Here is a 17,039-nt window from a genome sequence, read left to right on the forward strand (position 1 = left end):
CGATGATCGAATTCTGGCTCACTTGCAGATCGTCATTGTGCAGAAGCTCCGCCGGGGCGAGAGCTTCCTGCTCTCCTGGAGGAATGCCGCGGAGGTCGGTGACGGCCGCAGCTCAGCCTGGCTGCACCCCGCCATCCCGCTCTACTTCAAATTCTCGGGAGGCCAGCCTCCCTCGATCAATCCGCTGTGGCTCGCCCAACTCACCCGCTCCGCCAACAGCTCGCAGGGGCTCGTGGCCACCGGTGAGGACCGCTCAATGGTCGAACCGGCTCATTCCTCCCGGCCCGAAGCCTCGTTCCACATCCACGCCGCTCCAACCTCGCAGTCGACCGTGGCAAGAGAAGGCTGAGCCGTGCTGCCGGCCCAGGCTAGCGAGGGCCGACGCCGAATCGACGCAGGGCGAGAGCCGGGTTGAGGGCCCGCACGGCCGCGATACGCTGCGCCGAGACCCAGGCCACCGCGACGTCCGTCGCCTCGCCGATCGTCACGAGTTCGACGCCCATCGGATCGACGACCATGCTGTTGCCCGCCCCCACGGGCGGGGCGTGGTCCGCTGCGGCCAGATAGATCGTGTTCTCCAGGGCGCGGGCCGTGACGAGTGTGCGCCAGTGGTGTTCTTTCAGCGGTCCGCGCACCCACTCGGCCGGCACCAGCACGAGCTCGGCCCCCGCGTCGACGAGGCGCCGGGTCACCTCGGGGAACCGTATGTCGTAACAGGTCTGAAGTCCGACGCTCAGGCCGGCCAGGCCGAACGTCTCCGGCGGCTCGATCTCGCCCGCCAGCACCCAGTCGGATTCGCGATCGCCGAAGGCATCGTAGAGATGAAGCTTGCGGTACTTCGCCACCAGGCGCCCCGCGGGGTTCACCGCGACGACGGTGTTGGAGAACCGCTCCCGCCCTGCGGTCTGCTCCAGCATCCCGGCCACGACGTACACGCCGAACTCCGCGGCCAGCTCGCCGAGCGCGACCACGAACGGGCCGTCCAGCGGCTCAGCCGCGGCGACGAAGGCCGGCCCCATCACCGGCTCGAAGAAGGCCGAGTACTCGGGGAACACGACCAGGGCCGCCCCGCGGTCGACCGCGGTTGCGGTGAGCGCGCGCATTGCCCGAAGGTTCTCTGCCCGGTCGGCTCCCGGCCGGAACTGCGCGACGGCGACCCCGATGGCGGCCGCGGAGCCGGCGGCGGGAAGGCGGGGGGGCAGGGGATGTTTCATGGCGCCAGCCTATCCGCGGTGCGGCGGTGCGGCGGTGGGGCGGCCGTGCGGCGGCCGTGCGGGCGTTCCGAATGGGCGGGGTCGCGATAACTGCATCACGTCGTGGCACCATGTGGGCAGGGCTCAGCCGACGCAGAGGACGTGACGATGAGGATCCTGGTCGTGGAAGACGACGATCAGATGGGCGAGCTGATCGAGCGCGGGCTCAGCGCCGAGGGCTACGACGTCGTTCGGGTGTCCAACGGGGTCGACGCCCTCATCGCCGCATCCGCCGACGGGTTCGCCCTGGCTGCAATCGACGTGATGCTTCCGCACATGTCCGGATTCGAGATCTGCCGCCGCATCCGCGAAACCGGCAACACGATGCCGTTGCTCCTGCTCACAGCCCGGGACACGGTTGACGACCGCGTGTTCGGGCTGGACAGCGGGGCAGATGACTACCTCACGAAGCCGTTCGCCTTCCCCGAGCTCACCGCCCGGGTACGCGCACTCCTGCGGCGTCACGCGATGGGGACGCCTCCGATCCTGGAGCTGGGCGCGCTCGTGCTGGATTCGCGCGACCTCACCGTGACGGTGGCCGGCCGCCCGGTACCGATGAGCCCCAAGGAAGGGGCACTGCTTCGCCTGCTCTGCAGCCGTGCCGGAACCACCGTGAGTCGGACGACGATCCTGGAAGAGGTCTGGCACGGCACCGGGCACATCGACCCGAACATCGTCGACCAGTACGTCAGCTACCTGCGTCGGAAGATCGATCCGAGCACTTCCGGAGTGCGGATCGTGACCGTGCGCGGCTCGGGGTACCTGGCCGAGGCGGCGGAATGAAGGGGCTGCGGGCGCTCTCGATCCGCGCCCGCATCACCCTGGGAAGCCTGCTGATCGCCGCGGTCTTGTTCGGCATTGCGGCCACGTTCTTCCGGCTCGAGGTGCAATCGATCCTCGATCAGACAACGGCGACGTTGCTCGAAAACGACACGGCGCCGGTCGCGGCCGAGCTCGGCAACGACCCGACCCGGGCGCCGGACCCGGCGGGCGAGGGACAGCTCATCGCCGTGGTGGATCCCAACGGCACCGTTCGGGTGAGCTCCCTTCCCCGGAGCCTCATCAAACGCATCTCGTCACTGGTCACGCTGGGCGACGATCCCGAGCTCGTCGATACCGGCAGGAACACCTATCGCGTCGTGGCAGAGCAGGTTCGCACACCGGACGGAACCTGGATTGTCGTGGCCGCCCGCAACCAGGAAGCGTTGACGCTGCTCCTCGACGAGCTCACCCGGGTGCTCATGATCGGTGCCGCCGTGCTGCTGGTCGGCTTCGGCATCGCGTCCTGGCTGCTCACCGGGGCCGCCCTGCGACCGGTGAACCGGCTGCGAGCAGAGGCAGAGAGCCTGAGTTCGAGCGGGTCGGGGGCGCGGCTGGCGGTGCCACCGGGTCGCGACGAAGTCAGCCTGCTCGCCGTCACTCTCAACACGTTCATCGGTGCGCTGCGTCGCGGCATCGACCGGGAAAAACAGGTCGTGTCGGATGCGAGCCATGAACTTCGCACTCCCCTGGCCGTTCTCAAGGCCCAGCTGGACCTGGCCCACCTGGATGCCGGCGACGCTGCCGCTCTCGAGCGGGACATCGATGAGGCATCCGCCACCGTTGACCGGCTCACTCGACTGGCCACCAATCTGCTTGAGTTGTCGAAGTTGGAGAGCGAACAGACCAGGCCCGAAATCAGCTGGACGGACCTCACCTCCGAGATCACGGCCTCAGTCGACCGGGCGCGCGCCGTCCAGGACAGTCGCGGCCTCGAAGTGGGCTACGACACCGGCGGCGCCGATCCCGCCGGCCGCTACCCGATCTCGCGCACGAACCTCGGCCAGCTTCTCGACAACCTCATCTCCAACGCAATGACCGCCATGGACGGGCACGGGACGGTGACGGTGAGTGTTCGCCAGGACGACAGTGCGGCGCTGCTGACGGTCGCGGATACCGGCCCCGGGATGCCCGACGAATTCATCCCGCTGGCCTTCGATCGGTTCTCCCGCCCGGACCCGTCCCGCGCGGGCACATCCGGTGGCTCCGGCCTGGGTCTGGCCATCGTGCGGGCGATCGTCGATCGGGCGCACGGATCCGTCGAATTGCGAAACACCGACCCCGGGCTGTCCGTGCTGGTGAAGCTCCCCCGCACCACGCCGGGAAGTCTGTGAAACTTCGCAGGAATACCGCTCTGATCCGCATGCAAAATTCACACGACCCGGCCTAGATTCGGGGCGTGACCTCCGTACTCGCCCCTCCGATGACCGCCGCCGCCCCTCGGCTCCGGTCGGCCGGGGAGCGGACATTCGCGCCGACCGCCGCCCTCCTCGGGCTGGTCGGATTCGTCGTCTCGGCCGCAGGGTCGTGGCAACCGTCGTTGTGGGGAGACGAGGCAGCGAGCGTCATGTCGGCGGAAAGGCCGTTGCCCTCCTTGTTCCGGATGCTCGGACACGTGGACGCGGTGCACGGCGGCTACTACCTGTTCCTCCACGTCTGGATCCGGGTGTTCGGTACCTCCGAGCCGGCGGTCCGGCTTCCCAGCGCCATCGCCATCGGTGCGGCGGCCGCGGGAACCGCAGTGCTGGCGCGGAACCTGTTCGACGCCAGGGTCGCGGTCATCGCTGCGCTCGCATTCGCCGTGCTTCCCCGCGTGACGTACATGGGTGCGGAGGCGCGATCGAGCGCCCTCGCGAGCGCCGTCGCCGTGTGGCTGAGCGTCTTGCTCGTGCTGGCCCTGCGCGCCGACGAGAAGCCGACCTGCCACCGACTAGCGCTGTGGACCGGCTACGCCGTGCTGTGGGCCGCCGGGCTCTACCTGTTCCTCTACCTGGCCCTGCTGATTCCCGTGCATGCCCTCGCGGTGCTGCTGCTCGGGCGCACGCGGACGCGGGGCATCCCCGCGCTCGGCCGTTGGGCCGTCGCAACAGGCGCCGGCCTCGCGCTCGCAGCCCCGATCCTCTACTGGGGCGTCAGCCAACGCCATCAGGTCGACTTCCTCGGCCGCCGCCCGCTGCCGACGCTGGACGACGTCGCCGTGCTCCAGTGGTTCGGGAACGCCGCGGTCGCCTCCGCCGCCTGGGCACTCATCCTGTTCGCCGTCGTCAGGGCATTCCGCGGGTGGCGGCGACGGGAGGCCGGCAGGGCCGCGTTCCCCGGGGCGCTGGCGACGATGCTCGCCTGGCTGATCATCCCGACCGCGGTCCTCGTGCTCGGAACCTGCCTCGGCGCGCCACTCTACTCGCGCCGCTACCTCTCGTTCTGCGCCCCCGCTGCCGCGATCGCCCTCGCAGCGGGCCTGGCCGCGATGCGGTGGCGCTGGTCGCATGCGGCCGGGGTGCTCCTCATCGCCGTGCTCGCCGTGCCGACCTATCTGGCCCAGCGCGGGGAGTTCGGAAAGAACGGCGGCAGTGACTGGCGTCAGGCCGCCGCCGTCCTGCAGGAGGAAGCCACTCCGGGCGACGCCGTCGTGTTCGACGAGAGCGTCCGACCGTCCCGGCGGCCGCGGGTGGCGATGCACGTCTACCCCGCCGCCTTCCGCGGCCTCCGAGACATCACCCTCGCCCAGTCGTATCTCACTGCCGCCGGCCTCTGGGATCGCACGGTGCCGCTCTCCGCCGCCGTCGGTGCCCTCGACGGCTCCGACACGGTCTGGCTGCTGCAGAACCAGGGCAGCCGAACCAGCACGCGCGGCAGTGACGTCCGGACTCTCCGCGAACACGGCTTCACGGTCGCCGAGGTCACCGTCGTCCACCGCACCCTGATCATCGAAATGACAAGATAGCACTATGCCGCAGACGCTCGTCATCATCCCGACGTACAACGAACGAGAGAACATCCAGTCGATCGTTGCCCGCGTGCTGTCCGCAGTTCCCGGCAGTGAGGTTCTGGTCGTCGACGACGCCTCCCCGGACGGCACGGGCGAACTCGCCGGCGCGCTCGCCGCCCGGCACCCGAACGTGCACGTGCTCCACCGTCTCACCAAGGAGGGCCTCGGCGCCGCCTACCTCGAGGCCTTCACCTGGGCTCTTTCCCGCGGCTACGACAGGCTGGTGCAGCTGGATGCCGACGGCTCGCACCTTCCGGAACAGCTGCCCGACCTGCTCGCCGCGGCCGAAACGGCCGACGTGGTGCTGGGATCGCGCTGGGTGCCCGGCGGAGCGGTGCGCAACTGGCCGTGGCACCGCCTCGCCCTGTCGAGGGGCGGGTCGACGTACTCCCGCATCCTGCTGAATCTGCCGCAGCAGGACGTGACCGGCGGCTTCCGCGTGTACTCCGCGAACGCCCTCGAGCGGATGCAGCTCAATCGCGTCGACAGCCTCGGGTACTGCTTCCAGATCGACATGCTCCTGCACGCCGTGCGGGCCGGGCTGCGCGTGGTCGAGGTTCCCATCACGTTCATCGAACGCACCCACGGCACGTCGAAGATGAGCGGCGCGATCGTTCTCGAGGCGATGGCCAGGGTCACCCGGTGGGGTCTGACCGGCCGCGGGATCCGCCGCCAGGGCGCAGCGGCGCCGACGCCCTCGTCTCGTCTGGGCTAAAGCCGGCCTCCCCCGGCCACTCCGCGAGGTAACCGGTTGGGAGTTATGGTCATTGTGACTATATGATGGAGTCCTGCAGTTAGAGTCACTATGACCTTTACCTAGTGGGTGCCCCTATGACGTCACAGAACCAGGCCACGCTCGCCGTGTCGACGGTGATCTTTGCCCTGCGCCCAGACGAGGCATCCGGACTCATGACGCTGTGGCTGCCGCTCGTACGGCGCATCCGGGAACCGCACCTCGGCCAGTGGGCGCTGCCGGGCGGCTGGCTTCCGGGCGACGAGGAACTGGCGGCGGCGGCGTCCCGGACCCTGCGGGAGACGACGGGCCTGACTCCGAAGTACCTCGAGCAGCTCTATACCTTCGGCGACCTGGGCCGCTCCCCCGGCACCCGCGTGGTGTCGATCGTCTACTGGGCGCTCGTGCAGTCCGACGAGGCCGCGCTGGCCGCCGTCGGCGAGAACGTGCAGTGGTTCCCCGCCGACCGGCTGCCCGAGCTCGCCTTCGACCACAACCGCATCGTCGACTACGCGCTCTGGCGCCTCCGGACGAAGGTCGAGTACGCCCGCATCGCGCACGCCTTCCTCGGCGAGACCTTCACCCTCGCCCAGCTGCGCGACGTGCACGAGGCCGTGCTGCAGAAGCCGCTCGACCCGGCGAACTTCCGGCGCACGGTCGAGGCGTCCGGCACGGTCGTCGACACCGGCCAGCACCTTGCCGGAGCCCGTCACCGCCCCCCGCGCCTGTACCGATACAACGATTCCAGCCGCCTCGCCGACCAGGGGCCGCTCGGCCCGTCCATCGGCTGAACCACACGCCTCGCCTGACCCGACACATTCGCACCCTACCCACCTGAACCCGAGACCAAGGAACAACGCCATGACGATTGAATCGGTTGACCGGACCATCCAGCTCATCACCACGGGAGAGACCGTCGGCAGCACCTGCAGCCCCGATCTCGCCACCGCCCCGTGGGAGTTCGATTCCGGCACGCCCGGCTACGGCCCCGGGTCTTCGATGGGCGACGTGATCCCGACCGGGTCTCCGCGCCAGGGCGAACTGCCGGAGCGGTACCGCACGGCCTCCACGGAGGAGCTGCGCGCGAGCATCCGGGCCGCCAAGGAGACCCTCGGCGACCGGGTGCTCGTGCTCGGGCACTTCTACCAGCGCGATGAGGTGCTCCAGCACGCCGACTTCGTGGGCGACTCGTTCCAGCTCGCCCAGGCGGCCAGGAGCCACCCGGAGGCCGAGGCGATCGTCTTCTGCGGCGTGCACTTCATGGCGGAGACGGCCGACCTGCTCTCCGGCCCGGAGCAGGCCGTCATCCTGCCCAACCTCGCCGCCGGCTGTTCGATGGCCGACATGGCCGACATCGACTCGGTCACCGAGTGCTGGGAGCAGCTCGAGGACCTGTACGGCACCGAGCCGGATGCCGACGGCCGGGTCCCGGTGATCCCGGTCACCTACATGAACTCCTCCGCGGCGCTCAAGGGCTTCTGCGGCGAGCACGGCGGCATCGTCTGCACCTCCTCGAACGCCGAAACCGTGCTCGAGTGGGCGTTCGAGCGCGGCCAGCGCGTGCTGTTCTTCCCCGACCAGCACCTCGGCCGCAACACCGCCAAGGCGATGGGCGTTTCGCTGGAACAGATGCCGATGTGGAACCCGCGCAAGCCCCTCGGCGGCAGCACGGCCGAGGAGCTGGACGACGCCCGGGTGATCCTCTGGCACGGATTCTGCAGTGTGCACCGGCGCTTCACGGTCGACCAGATCGCCACGGCGCGCATCGAGCACCCGGGCGTGCGCGTGATCGTGCACCCGGAGTGCCCGATGCCCGTCGTCGACGCGGCCGACGAGTACGGCTCGACCGACTACATCCGCAAGGCGATCGCGGCCGCGCCGGCCGGCTCGACGTTCGCGATCGGCACCGAGATCAACCTCGTGCAGCGGCTCGCCGCCCAGCACCCCGAGCACACGATCTTCTGCCTCGACCCGGTGGTCTGCCCCTGCTCGACCATGTACCGCATCCACTCCGGCTACCTCGCCTGGGTGCTCGAGGGCCTGGTCGGCACGGCGGAACGCCCGGCCGAGGTGATCAACCGGATCACGGTGTCAGCGGACGTCGCCGGGCACGCGCTCGTCGCCCTCGAGCGGATGCTCGCCGCGAAGCCGCCCGCCTCGGTGGTCGAGCCTGTCGAGACCCCCGTGGTCGCGGCCCCGGGGGTCTCGCGCGCCGATACTGTCGTCAGCGCCGAGGCCTGACCATGGGATCGGTGCTGGTTGTCGGCAGCGGCCTCGCCGGGCTCACTGCCGCGGTGCGCGCGACGGATGCCGGCCACGACGTCACCCTGGTGACGAAGGCCTCGCTGCCGGAAAGCAACACCCGCCACGCCCAGGGCGGGATCGCGGCCGCCATGTTCCGGGACGACTCCGTCGACACGCACATCCTCGACACGCTCCGGGCGGGGGCCGGGCTCTGCGATGCGGAAGCGGTGCGCGTGCTCTGTGCCGAGGGGCCGGCACGCGTGCGTGACCTGATCCGCTTCGGCGTCGACTTCGACCGCGACGACTCCGGCCTGACCCGTGGCCTCGAGGCCGCCCACTCGCGCTCGCGCGTGCTGCACGCCGGCGGCGACGCCACCGGCGCGGAGATCGAGGCGGCCCTGGTGGCGACGGTGCGGGCGCGGGCGGCGGCCCAGGGCTCCGCCGCGGTCGGCAGGCTCCGCATCCTCGAGCACACGATGCTCACCGACCTCGTTGTGCGGGGCGGGCGCGTGGTGGGCGCGACCGTGGTGGGCGCGGGGGGTCTCGACATGCTCGACCACCGGGAACTCGACCACCGGGTGTTGGACGCCGACGCGGTGATCCTCGCGACCGGCGGCGCCGGTTCCCTCTACCGGCACACCACGAACCCCGCCCTCGCGACGGGCGACGGGGTCGCCGCGGCCTGGCGGGCCGGGGCATCCGTTGCCGACCTCGAGTTCTACCAGTTCCACCCGACCGCGCTGGCGATCCCCGGAACGCCGCTCGTCTCCGAGGCCGTCCGCGGCGAGGGCGCCGTGCTGCGGAACGCGAAGGGCGAGCGCTTCCTGCTCGCCGCGCACCCCGATGCCGAGCTCGGCCCCCGCGACGTCGTGGCCCGGGCCATCGCGCGCGAAATGGCCGCCCAAGGCGGCGAGCCAGTGCTGCTGGACGCCACCGGCCTCGGCCGCGAGCTGCTCGAGGCTCGCTTCCCCACCATCACCGAGGCCTGCCGCGCGGCCGGCCTCGACTGGGCCCTGGAACCGATCCCGGTCGCCCCGGCGGCGCACTACTGGATGGGCGGCATCGTCACCGATGTCTGGGGGCGCAGCTCGCTCCCCGGCCTGTACGCGGTCGGCGAGGCCGCCCGCACCGGCGCCCACGGCGCCAACCGCCTGGCCTCGAACTCGCTGCTCGAAGCGGCCGTCTTCGCCGACCGTGCCGTGCGCGCGCTCTCCCTCCCCTTAGCGCCGTCCGATCCGTTGCCCGATCCGTTGCCCGATCCGTTCTCCGAATTCGACGCAGATTTTGCGCGACACGCCGCCCTGGCCCTGCCGCGCGCGGTCACGCCGCCGGAAATGTCCGGCGAATTCGGAGGGGCCGAGCGTGACGGCGAGAGAGGCCGGGCCTCCGGATTCTCGCGGGAGGCGCTGCAGGGGCTGATGTGGGAGTCGGCCGGCGTGCTGCGAAGCGGTGCCGGGCTGGCCGCGGCAGCCGTCACCCTGGCCGGCTGGACCAGGCCCGAGACCGGGCCCGGCGCCTCCGTGAGCGCCCACGAAGACGCCAACCTGCTCGACCTCGCGCGGCTCACCGTGCAGGCGGCCCTGGCCCGTGAGGAGTCCCGCGGCGCCCACCACCGCGTCGACTTCCCCTCCGCTCGCGCGGAGCTCGCCTACCCGCTGGTCTGGGCGCTCGGGGGCGACCGGGCGACGGGTCTCACGAACCGCACACCGCTCGCAAACCACACAGACCCCGCACCCGTCATCCAGGCCGAGGAGGCCATCGCATGCTGACCAGTCACGCCATCGACACCGTTGTGCGCGCCGCCCTCGAGGAGGACGCCCCCTGGGGTGACCTCACCTCCGAGGTGCTCATCCCCGCCGGCGCGCTGGCGACCGCGCAGCTCGTGGCCCGCGAGTCCGGCGTGTTCAGCGGCGAAGCCGTGTTCGAGGCCGCTTTCCGGCTCACCGACCCGCGCATTCTCGTGCGCCGCCTCGTCGCCGACGGTGCGAACTTCGAGGCCGGGGAGGTGCTCGCGGAGGCGTCCGGTCCGGCCCGGGGCATCCTGCAGGCCGAACGGATCGGCCTGAACTTCGTGCAGCGGATGAGCGGGATCGCCACCCTCACCGCCCGGTACGTGGCCGAAACCGAGGGCACCCCGGCCCGGATCGTCGACACGCGCAAGACCACGCCGGGACTGCGCGCCCTCGAGCGCCAGGCCGTGCGCGACGGCGGCGGGCGCAACCACCGCTTCAGTCTCTCCGACGCCGTGATGGCCAAGGACAACCACCTCGCCGTGCTCGGCGCCGGCGGGCTCGGCCTCACCGAGGCTCTGCTCCAGGTGCGCGACCGGCTCTCGCACACGACGCATTTCGAGGTCGAGGTCGACCGGATCGACCAGATCGAGCCGGTGCTCGCCGCCGGGATCGACACGATCATGCTCGACAACTTCACCCCGGACCAGCTCCGCGAGGGCGTCGCGATCGTCGCCGGACGCGCGATCGTTGAGGCGAGCGGCGGGGTGTCTCTCGAGACCGTCCGCGCGATCGCCGAGACCGGCGTCGACGTGATCTCCGTGGGCGCGCTCACCCACAGCGTGCGCTCCCTCGACCTCGGCCTCGACATCGTCATCCTCACCGAGGGCTGATCGGCCCGGCCATGATCTACCTCGACAACGCCGCCACCACGCCGGTGCGCCGGGAGGTGCTCGAAGCCCTCTGGCCGCATCTGGCCGGCGGGTTCGGCAACCCCTCGAGCCACCACCGGGTGGGCGAGGCGGCCGCCCGGGCCCTGGCGGATGCCCGCCGCACGGTCGCCCGCCTGCTCGGCTGCCGTCCGGGCGAGCTCACCTTCACCAGCGGCGGAACAGAAGCGGCCAACCTCGCGGTCAAGGGCATCGCCCTCGGCGCTCCGCGCGGCCGGCACCTGGTCACCACCCCGATCGAGCATGAGGCGGTGCTCGAGTCCGCCGACTTCCTGCGCCGGCTGCACGGCTTCGAGGTCACCATGCTGGCAACGGATGCCTCCGGCCTCGTCGATCCGGACGAGCTCCGCCGCGTCATCCGCCCGGGCACCACCCTCGTCTCGGTGCAGTACGCGAACAACGAGGTCGGCACGGTGCAGCCCATCTCCGACCTCGCCCGGATCGCCAGGGACGCAGGCGCCCCCTTCCACACCGACGCCGTGCAGGCCGCCGGCTGGCTCCCGCTCAACGTGGGCGACCTCGGCGTCGACGCGCTCGGCATCTCCGGCCACAAGATCGGCGCGCCGCAGGGCGTCGGCGCCCTCTACCTGCGCGGCCGGCTGCCGATCGAGCCGGTCCTGCACGGCGGCGGCCAGGAGCGCGGCAAGCGCAGCGGCACCGAGAACGTTGCCGGGGCGGTCGCGCTGGCCACGGCGCTCCGGCTGGCCGAGCAGGAGCGCGAGGAGGCGGCCCTGCGCACGACGGAGCTGCGCGACACCTTCATCGCCGCCGTGCTTCGCGACACCCCGGGCGCCCGGCTCACCGGCCACCCCGGCCGGCGGCTGCCCGGCAACGCGTCGTTCGTCTTCCCGGGCACGAGCGGCGAGGCCGTGCTGCTCGAACTCGAGCAGCACGGCATCGTCTGCTCCAGCGGGTCGGCCTGCGCCGCGGGCAGCGACGAGCCGTCCCATGTGCTCACCGCGCTCGGGTACCCCGCCGAGGTCGCCCAGACCGCGGTGCGGTTCACCCTCGCCGCGACGACGACGGCCGAGGAACTGGCCGAGGCCGCGGCATCCGTGCGCGCCGCCGTGGACGCGGTCAGGCGTCTCGGCGCCCGTTAAGACCCCGCGCGCGCTACGCGGGTCGTGCGCCGCTGCGCGCGCAGTGCGCCACCAGCGCAACGGCGTACCGCCCGCGCAACTCGAAATCCGTTGAAGCTAGAGCCAGACCGGTGCGTCCGTGAGCTCCGTGCTCGAGGTGACGCCGTCGACGCCTCGGCCCGTCGCCCACGCGGCCAGATCTGCCAGCGACCCGGACACGACCTCCGCGTCGGCGGCCAGGTCGCCGAACACGGGCTTCGTCCCGTCGGTGGCTTCCAGCCGCAGCCCGGCGTCCTCGCCGCGCGCCTTCCAGTCGTCCGTGACGTCGGTGAGGATGTGTTCGAGCACCTCGGCCGGGATGTCGTCGAAGGATGCCCCGTCGTCCAGGTCGACGGCGTGGATCCAGACCTCGCGGGTGCGCATCCACACCGTCTCCGTGGCAGGCACCATGCGCCCGGAGGAGGTCTTCACCTGCTTGGTCCAGTTCTTCTCCGGCAGTCCGCGCCAGGCGCGCTCGAGCTCTGCGGCCGAGTGCTCGAAGAGGCGGCGCAGTTCCTTCGCGCTGAGCGCGGCCCCGTGGGCGATTTCGCTGTCGCGCGCGTCGGGCGACTCGTACATGCGCGTTTCCACACCGGTGGTCGCCCAGTCGACCAGGCGGGCAATCGCCAGGGCGTTGTAGCCGACGTGCGCCACGACGTGGCGGCGGGTCCAGCCCGGCAGCAGCGAATCTCCGTCGAGGTCGGTGTCGTAGAGTTCGGCGAGGGCCTCGGCGAAGTGCTCAGTGCCGCGCCGGACCATCACCAGCCGCTCATCGAGTTCCATGGCGGAATGGTGCTTCTTCATGAGTTCTCCTGACAACGCTGTTACGAGGACCTGATGAAATACTGTGCGAAATACCGTGCGAGCCCCACGCTACGCGACCGGCCGGTCCACGTCGGACCGCGGGCGTGAATTGACACCCGGCGACGCCACCCCTAGCCTGCCAGAGGCGCGCACCCCCGTTCGGGGGCGCCGGCGTCCGCAGCATCCGCCACGCGGCATCCGCCACGAAGACCGACGATTTACTCAACGAAGAGGTTCCGGCCGCATGACAACGCTTACACAGGACACCACGACCGAAAAGGGGCTGGCACGCGTTGCCCAGACCCTGGCCCGATGGACGGAGAAGTGGTTCCCGGACGCGTATGTCTTCGCCCTGGTCGGCGTCTTCATCGTCGCCCTCGCGGCCCTGGCCAACGGGTCCTCACCCCAGACCATCGTCGACTCGTTCGGCAACGGCTTCTGGGACCTGACCGCCTTCACCCTGCAGATGTCGATGGTGGTGTTGACCGGATACGTCGTGGCGACCTCCCCGCCGGTGGCCCGGCTGATCAACCGCCTGGCCGCCGTGCCGCAGAGCGCGGCCACCGCCGTGAGCTTCGTGGCCTTCCTCTCGATGTCGGTCTCCTTCCTCAACTGGGGCTTGAGCCTGGTCTTCGGCGGGCTGCTGGCCCGCGCCATCGCCCGACGGGTCGACCTGCGCGTCGACTACCGTGCCCTCGGCGCTGCCGCGTTCATGGGCCTCGGCGCGGTGTGGGCGCTGGGGATGTCGTCCTCGGCCGCACAACTGCAGGCCACCGAGGCCTCCCTGCCGCCGGCGCTGCTGAAGGTCACCGGCATCCTGGACTTCGGCACCACCATCTTCACCTGGCAGTCGCTGACCATGTGCGCCATCATCATCGCGCTGACCGTCGCCATCGCCCACTTCTCCGCCCCGCGCGGCGACGCGATCAAGACGGCGTTTGAACTCGGCGTCGACCTCGACGACTCGCCGGTTCCCGCGGCGCTTCGCTCCCGCCCGGGTGAATGGCTGGAGTACAGCCGCATCCTGCCCATTCTCGCCGGACTGATGACCCTGGGCTGGCTGGTCTCCCAGTTCCTGACGAAACCGCTGCTCTCCGTCGTCAGCAACCTCAACGGCTACCTGCTGATCTTCCTGATGCTCGGGTTGCTCCTGCACGGCACGCCCCGCAACTTCCTGCAGGCCGTGACCAAGGCCGTCCCCGCGACCGCGGGCATCCTCGTGCAGTTCCCGCTCTACGCCGCCATGGCGGCGATCCTCACCGGCGCGGTCGGCAACGGCGGGCTGACCGTGTCGCAGCACCTGGCCGAGTTTTTCACGAGCGTGGGCAGCGGCGGCGGCTTCGCCGTCGTCGTGGCGATCTACACGGTCATCCTGGGCATCTTCGTGCCCTCGGGCGGCGGCAAGTGGCTGGTCGAGGCCCCGTACGTGATGCAGGCGGCGACGGATGTCCAGATGAACCTGGGCTGGACGGTGCAGATCTACAACGTGGCCGAGGCCCTGCCCAACCTGATCAACCCGTTCTTCATGCTGCCGCTCCTGGCGGTGCTCGGGCTCAAGGCCCGCGATCTGGTGGGTTTCACGTTCCTGCAGTTCATCTTCCACCTGCCGGTGGTGCTGCTGCTCGTGTGGGTGCTCGGGCTGACGTTCAACTTCGTCGCGCCGGTGATTCCGTAGGTCATGCCCCCGCGAACGCGTCGCGCCGGGCGCGTTTCTCGTTGAGTTGCGGAAAAAGTACTCTCAATTTCGAAACGAAGGTACTTTCTCCGCAACTCAACCCCGTGCGGGGAGACACGTCGTCCCGTCAGGCGTGGTGTCGGCGTTCGAGTGCCGCACCCTCGACATCGACGTTGGGCATGATCCGGTCGAGCCACCGCGGGATCCACCACGCCGACCTCCCCAGCAGGTGCATGACCGCCGGCATGAGCAGCATCCGCACCACGAACGCGTCGACGAGCACACCGAACGCGAGACCGAAACCGATAGAGCGGATCATTGTCGACTCGGAGAAGATGAAGCCGCCGAACACCGACACCATGATCAGCCCGGCCGCGGTGACCACGGATCGGCCGGCCCGGAAACCGATCGCGACCGCGAGGCGCGCCGGTGCGCCGTGCACGTACGCCTCGCGCATGCCGGAGGCCAGGAACAGCTGGTAGTCCATCGCCAGCCCGAAGAGGATGCCGACGAGGATCACGGGCAGGAAGCTCAGGATCGGACCGGGGTGGATTCCGAGCACGTCCGCGAACCAGCCCCACTGGAAGATGGCCACGATCGCACCGTAGGTGGCGAACAGCGACAGGACGAACCCGCCCGTCGCGATGACGGGCACCAGGATCGAGCGGAACACGAGGATCATGATCAGCAGCGACAGGCCGACGACGACCGCGAGATAGGTCGGCAGCACGGCGGCGAGGTTCTCGGAGATGTCGATGTTGATGGCCGCCTGGCCCGCGAGGCCGAGCTCGATGTCGTCGGCGATTGACGGCAGCGAACGGATGTCCCGCACGAGCTGCTCCGTGGACTCGCTGTTCGGCCCCCCGCTCGGCAGCACCTGGAACGCGGCGAGCGTGTTGTCGTCGGAGACCGCGATCGGGGCGACCGCGACCACTCCGTCCTGCTCGGCGAGCGTTCGTGCGACGTCGACCTGGGCCGTGAGCACCTCAGCCTCATCGAGTCCCTCCGGCAGTGCTGCGGTCACGAGGAGCGGCCCGTTCGCGCCGGCCCCGAAGGCGTTCTCGGTGGTCATGAACGCCCGGTAGGACGCCGAGTGGACAGGCTCGGAAGACCCGTCGGGCAGGCCGAGCCGCATCGACAGCGCGGGGATGGCGACGATGAGCAGCACCACGGCCGCCACAATGACGGTGACGACGGCGCGCCAGGTCGACATCGGCTTCGCCTTCGTGTCCTCGTGGTGCTCCTGGCCGATGCGCGCGCGGGCGCGGCGTCCGAGCACGCGCTCACCGAGCACCCCGAGGGCCGCGGGGGTGAGCGTGATCGAGATGAGCACGGCGATCAGGACCGCGACTGCGCCGACGGTGCCCATCAGGCCCAGGAAGGGCACGCCCGTGACGTTCAGGGCGAACAGGGCGACGATGACCGTGGTACCCGCGAAGACCACCGCGTTGCCGGCGGTGCCGTTCGCCAGTCCGATCGATTCGCGCACGTCGGCTCCCTGGAGCAGCTGCTTGCGGTGCCGGTTGATCACGAAGAGCGAGTAGTCGATGCCGACCGCGAGGCCGAGCATCACGCCGAGCACCGGTGTGACGGATGCCATCTCCACGACGCCGGAGAACGCGAGGGCGCCGAGGCTGGCGATCGCTACGCCGACAAGGGCCGTGACCAGCGGCAGGGCCGCGGCGAGCACGGAGCCGAGCATCACGAGCAGGATGATCGCGGCGAAGGCGACGCCCACGATCTCGCCGGCGCCGATGAGCTGCGGGACGGCCTGCGCCATGTCTGAGGAGAATGAAACCCGGGTGCCGTCGACTTGCTCGGACTCGAAATGGTCGATGACGGCGTTCTTCGACTCCTCCTGCAGCTCCATGCGCGGCTCGGTGAAGGCAACGTTGACGAGGGCGGTCGACCCGTCCTCCGAGACGACCCGGATCTCGTCGGCGAAGCCCAGGAGTTCGGCGCCGAGCCCGAGCCGGGCAGCCTGCCGGTCGAGCTCCTGACGTGAAGCGTCGAGCTGCGCCTGCTGCTCTGCCCGCTGCTGGTCCGGCAGCTGCTGCCCCGCGGCGTCGAGTTGCGCCTGGCCGGCGTCGAGCTGGGCGCGTGCGCTGTCGAGCTGGGTCTGTCCGACGACCAGCTCCTGTGCCCGGTCGGCGCGCTGCTGCTCGGTCTCGAAGGGGTCGATGATGTCCGCGACATCCGGCAGGTCGTCGCCGGCGGCGACGAGCGCACTGATCTGCGTTCTCTGCTCGTCGCTGATCGGCGAGCCGTCTGTGGTCTCGAAGACCACGGTGCCGGAGGCGCCGGCGAAGTCGGGAAGCTGCTCCTCGAGCTCGTCGATCACCGCACCCGACGCGGTGCCGGGGATGTCGAAGCTCGTGGCAAGACCGCTGAACCCCGCGGCGAATCCGAGGCCCGCGATGGCGAGCAGGGCGACCCAGGTCGTGATGACCAGCCAGGCCCGCCGTGCTGCGAACTTGCCCAGGCGGTAAAGCAGCTCAGCCATGGATAATTCCCTTCAACCCGGAATTATTCAGTCTATGCAACTTTTTCAGGCCGCTTGCCGCTACCGGCCGGGCCTCGAAGTAGGCAAGACAAAACCCCCGGAATCGCAATGATTCCGGGGGTTTACTTTGTTGCGGGGGCAGGATTTGAACCTACGACCTCTGGGTTATGAGCCCAGCGAGCTACCGAACTGCTCCACCCCGCGCTACAAGAACTAACTTA

14 protein-coding genes and 1 tRNA gene are annotated in these 17,039 nt (G+C 70.2%); 11 read left to right on the forward strand and 4 right to left on the reverse strand.

Translation table 11 applies throughout. The features are described from left to right. Positions 1-22 precede the first annotated feature (22 nt). Entirely contained in the window at positions 23-349 is a 327-nt protein-coding gene (locus E3T33_RS12300) for a hypothetical protein (RefSeq protein ID WP_338419128.1), read from the forward strand. Between the two features lie 19 nt (positions 350-368). Here E3T33_RS12300 and E3T33_RS12305 read toward each other — a convergent pair whose 3' ends face one another. Next, on the reverse strand, positions 369-1,214 hold the full coding sequence (locus E3T33_RS12305; protein WP_092324148.1) for a carbon-nitrogen hydrolase family protein: 846 nt from the start codon (positions 1,212-1,214) through the stop codon (positions 369-371). Positions 1,215-1,361: 147 nt separating this feature from the next. Here E3T33_RS12305 and E3T33_RS12310 point away from each other — a divergent pair, with 147 nt between their 5' ends. The 9 genes from E3T33_RS12310 to E3T33_RS12350 all read left to right on the forward strand — a co-directional run bounded on the left by E3T33_RS12310 (position 1,362) and on the right by E3T33_RS12350 (position 11,818). Continuing rightward, positions 1,362-2,036 carry a response regulator transcription factor gene (locus E3T33_RS12310; RefSeq protein ID WP_092324146.1) on the forward strand — a complete coding sequence of 225 codons (675 nt, stop codon included), beginning with the start codon at positions 1,362-1,364 and terminating at the stop codon, positions 2,034-2,036. Continuing rightward, on the forward strand, positions 2,033-3,406 hold the full coding sequence (locus E3T33_RS12315; RefSeq protein WP_134575417.1) for a HAMP domain-containing sensor histidine kinase: 1,374 nt from the start codon (positions 2,033-2,035) through the stop codon (positions 3,404-3,406). Before E3T33_RS12310 ends, E3T33_RS12315 begins: the two co-directional genes overlap by 4 nt. 65 nt (positions 3,407-3,471) lie before the next feature. Next, entirely contained in the window at positions 3,472-5,016 is a 1,545-nt protein-coding gene (locus E3T33_RS12320) for a glycosyltransferase family 39 protein (RefSeq protein WP_134475827.1), read from the forward strand. A gap of 4 nt (positions 5,017-5,020) precedes the next feature. Then, positions 5,021-5,776, forward strand: a complete 756-nt coding sequence (locus tag E3T33_RS12325) for a polyprenol monophosphomannose synthase (RefSeq protein ID WP_092324142.1) — start codon at positions 5,021-5,023, stop codon at positions 5,774-5,776. Between the two features lie 116 nt (positions 5,777-5,892). Next, the gene (locus tag E3T33_RS12330; RefSeq protein WP_092324140.1) at positions 5,893-6,585 is read left to right on the forward strand and encodes an NUDIX domain-containing protein; all 693 of its coding nucleotides are present in this window, start codon (positions 5,893-5,895) and stop codon (positions 6,583-6,585) included. 70 nt (positions 6,586-6,655) lie between these two features. Then, positions 6,656-8,035 (forward strand): quinolinate synthase NadA, encoded by a 1,380-nt coding sequence (gene nadA, locus E3T33_RS12335; protein WP_134575419.1) that lies wholly within the window; start codon positions 6,656-6,658, stop codon positions 8,033-8,035. Positions 8,036-8,037: 2 nt separating this feature from the next. Then, a complete protein-coding gene (gene nadB / locus E3T33_RS12340; protein ID WP_092324136.1) occupies positions 8,038-9,807 on the forward strand; it encodes an L-aspartate oxidase in 1,770 nt (589 codons plus the stop codon). Beyond that, positions 9,801-10,661 carry a carboxylating nicotinate-nucleotide diphosphorylase gene (nadC, locus tag E3T33_RS12345; RefSeq protein WP_092324135.1) on the forward strand — a complete coding sequence of 287 codons (861 nt, stop codon included), beginning with the start codon at positions 9,801-9,803 and terminating at the stop codon, positions 10,659-10,661. Before nadB ends, nadC begins: the two co-directional genes overlap by 7 nt. Before the next feature lie 11 nt (positions 10,662-10,672). Then, positions 10,673-11,818 (forward strand): cysteine desulfurase family protein, encoded by a 1,146-nt coding sequence (locus E3T33_RS12350; protein ID WP_134575421.1) that lies wholly within the window; start codon positions 10,673-10,675, stop codon positions 11,816-11,818. 96 nt (positions 11,819-11,914) lie between these two features. Here E3T33_RS12350 and E3T33_RS12355 read toward each other — a convergent pair whose 3' ends face one another. Next, positions 11,915-12,640 (reverse strand): maleylpyruvate isomerase family mycothiol-dependent enzyme, encoded by a 726-nt coding sequence (locus tag E3T33_RS12355; protein ID WP_092324132.1) that lies wholly within the window; start codon positions 12,638-12,640, stop codon positions 11,915-11,917. A gap of 244 nt (positions 12,641-12,884) precedes the next feature. Here E3T33_RS12355 and E3T33_RS12360 point away from each other — a divergent pair, with 244 nt between their 5' ends. Next, complete coding sequence (locus E3T33_RS12360; RefSeq protein WP_092324130.1) at positions 12,885-14,315, forward strand: TIGR00366 family protein; 1,431 nt, start codon at positions 12,885-12,887, stop codon at positions 14,313-14,315. A gap of 127 nt (positions 14,316-14,442) precedes the next feature. Here E3T33_RS12360 and E3T33_RS12365 read toward each other — a convergent pair whose 3' ends face one another. Both E3T33_RS12365 and E3T33_RS12370 read right to left on the reverse strand, forming a co-directional pair. Next, positions 14,443-16,818, reverse strand: coding sequence for an MMPL family transporter (locus E3T33_RS12365; RefSeq protein WP_134575423.1), 2,376 nt, complete (start codon positions 16,816-16,818; stop codon positions 14,443-14,445). 130 nt (positions 16,819-16,948) lie between these two features. After that, positions 16,949-17,022: transfer RNA gene (locus E3T33_RS12370), tRNA-Met, on the reverse strand. Positions 17,023-17,039 lie beyond the last annotated feature (17 nt).

The sequence above is a fragment of the Cryobacterium sp. TMT1-2-1 genome, from assembly GCF_004403955.1.
GTDB lineage: Bacteria > Actinomycetota > Actinomycetes > Actinomycetales > Microbacteriaceae > Cryobacterium > Cryobacterium psychrotolerans.

Excerpts from the sequence above, each read along its gene's own strand:
- E3T33_RS12360 (WP_092324130.1), top strand. The coding sequence starts at position 12,885 with ATGACAACGCTTACACAGGACACCACGACCGAAAAGGGGCTGGCACGC.
- E3T33_RS12305 (WP_092324148.1), bottom strand. The coding sequence starts at position 1,214 with ATGAAACATCCCCTGCCCCCCCGCCTTCCCGCCGCCGGCTCCGCGGCC.
- nadA (WP_134575419.1), top strand. The coding sequence starts at position 6,656 with ATGACGATTGAATCGGTTGACCGGACCATCCAGCTCATCACCACGGGA.
- nadC (WP_092324135.1), top strand. The coding sequence starts at position 9,801 with ATGCTGACCAGTCACGCCATCGACACCGTTGTGCGCGCCGCCCTCGAG.
- E3T33_RS12350 (WP_134575421.1), top strand. The coding sequence starts at position 10,673 with ATGATCTACCTCGACAACGCCGCCACCACGCCGGTGCGCCGGGAGGTG.
- E3T33_RS12325 (WP_092324142.1), top strand. The coding sequence starts at position 5,021 with ATGCCGCAGACGCTCGTCATCATCCCGACGTACAACGAACGAGAGAAC.
- nadB (WP_092324136.1), top strand. The coding sequence starts at position 8,038 with ATGGGATCGGTGCTGGTTGTCGGCAGCGGCCTCGCCGGGCTCACTGCC.
- E3T33_RS12330 (WP_092324140.1), top strand. The coding sequence starts at position 5,893 with ATGACGTCACAGAACCAGGCCACGCTCGCCGTGTCGACGGTGATCTTT.
- E3T33_RS12310 (WP_092324146.1), top strand. The coding sequence starts at position 1,362 with ATGAGGATCCTGGTCGTGGAAGACGACGATCAGATGGGCGAGCTGATC.
- E3T33_RS12355 (WP_092324132.1), bottom strand. The coding sequence starts at position 12,640 with ATGAAGAAGCACCATTCCGCCATGGAACTCGATGAGCGGCTGGTGATG.
- E3T33_RS12315 (WP_134575417.1), top strand. The coding sequence starts at position 2,033 with ATGAAGGGGCTGCGGGCGCTCTCGATCCGCGCCCGCATCACCCTGGGA.
- E3T33_RS12365 (WP_134575423.1), bottom strand. The coding sequence starts at position 16,818 with ATGGCTGAGCTGCTTTACCGCCTGGGCAAGTTCGCAGCACGGCGGGCC.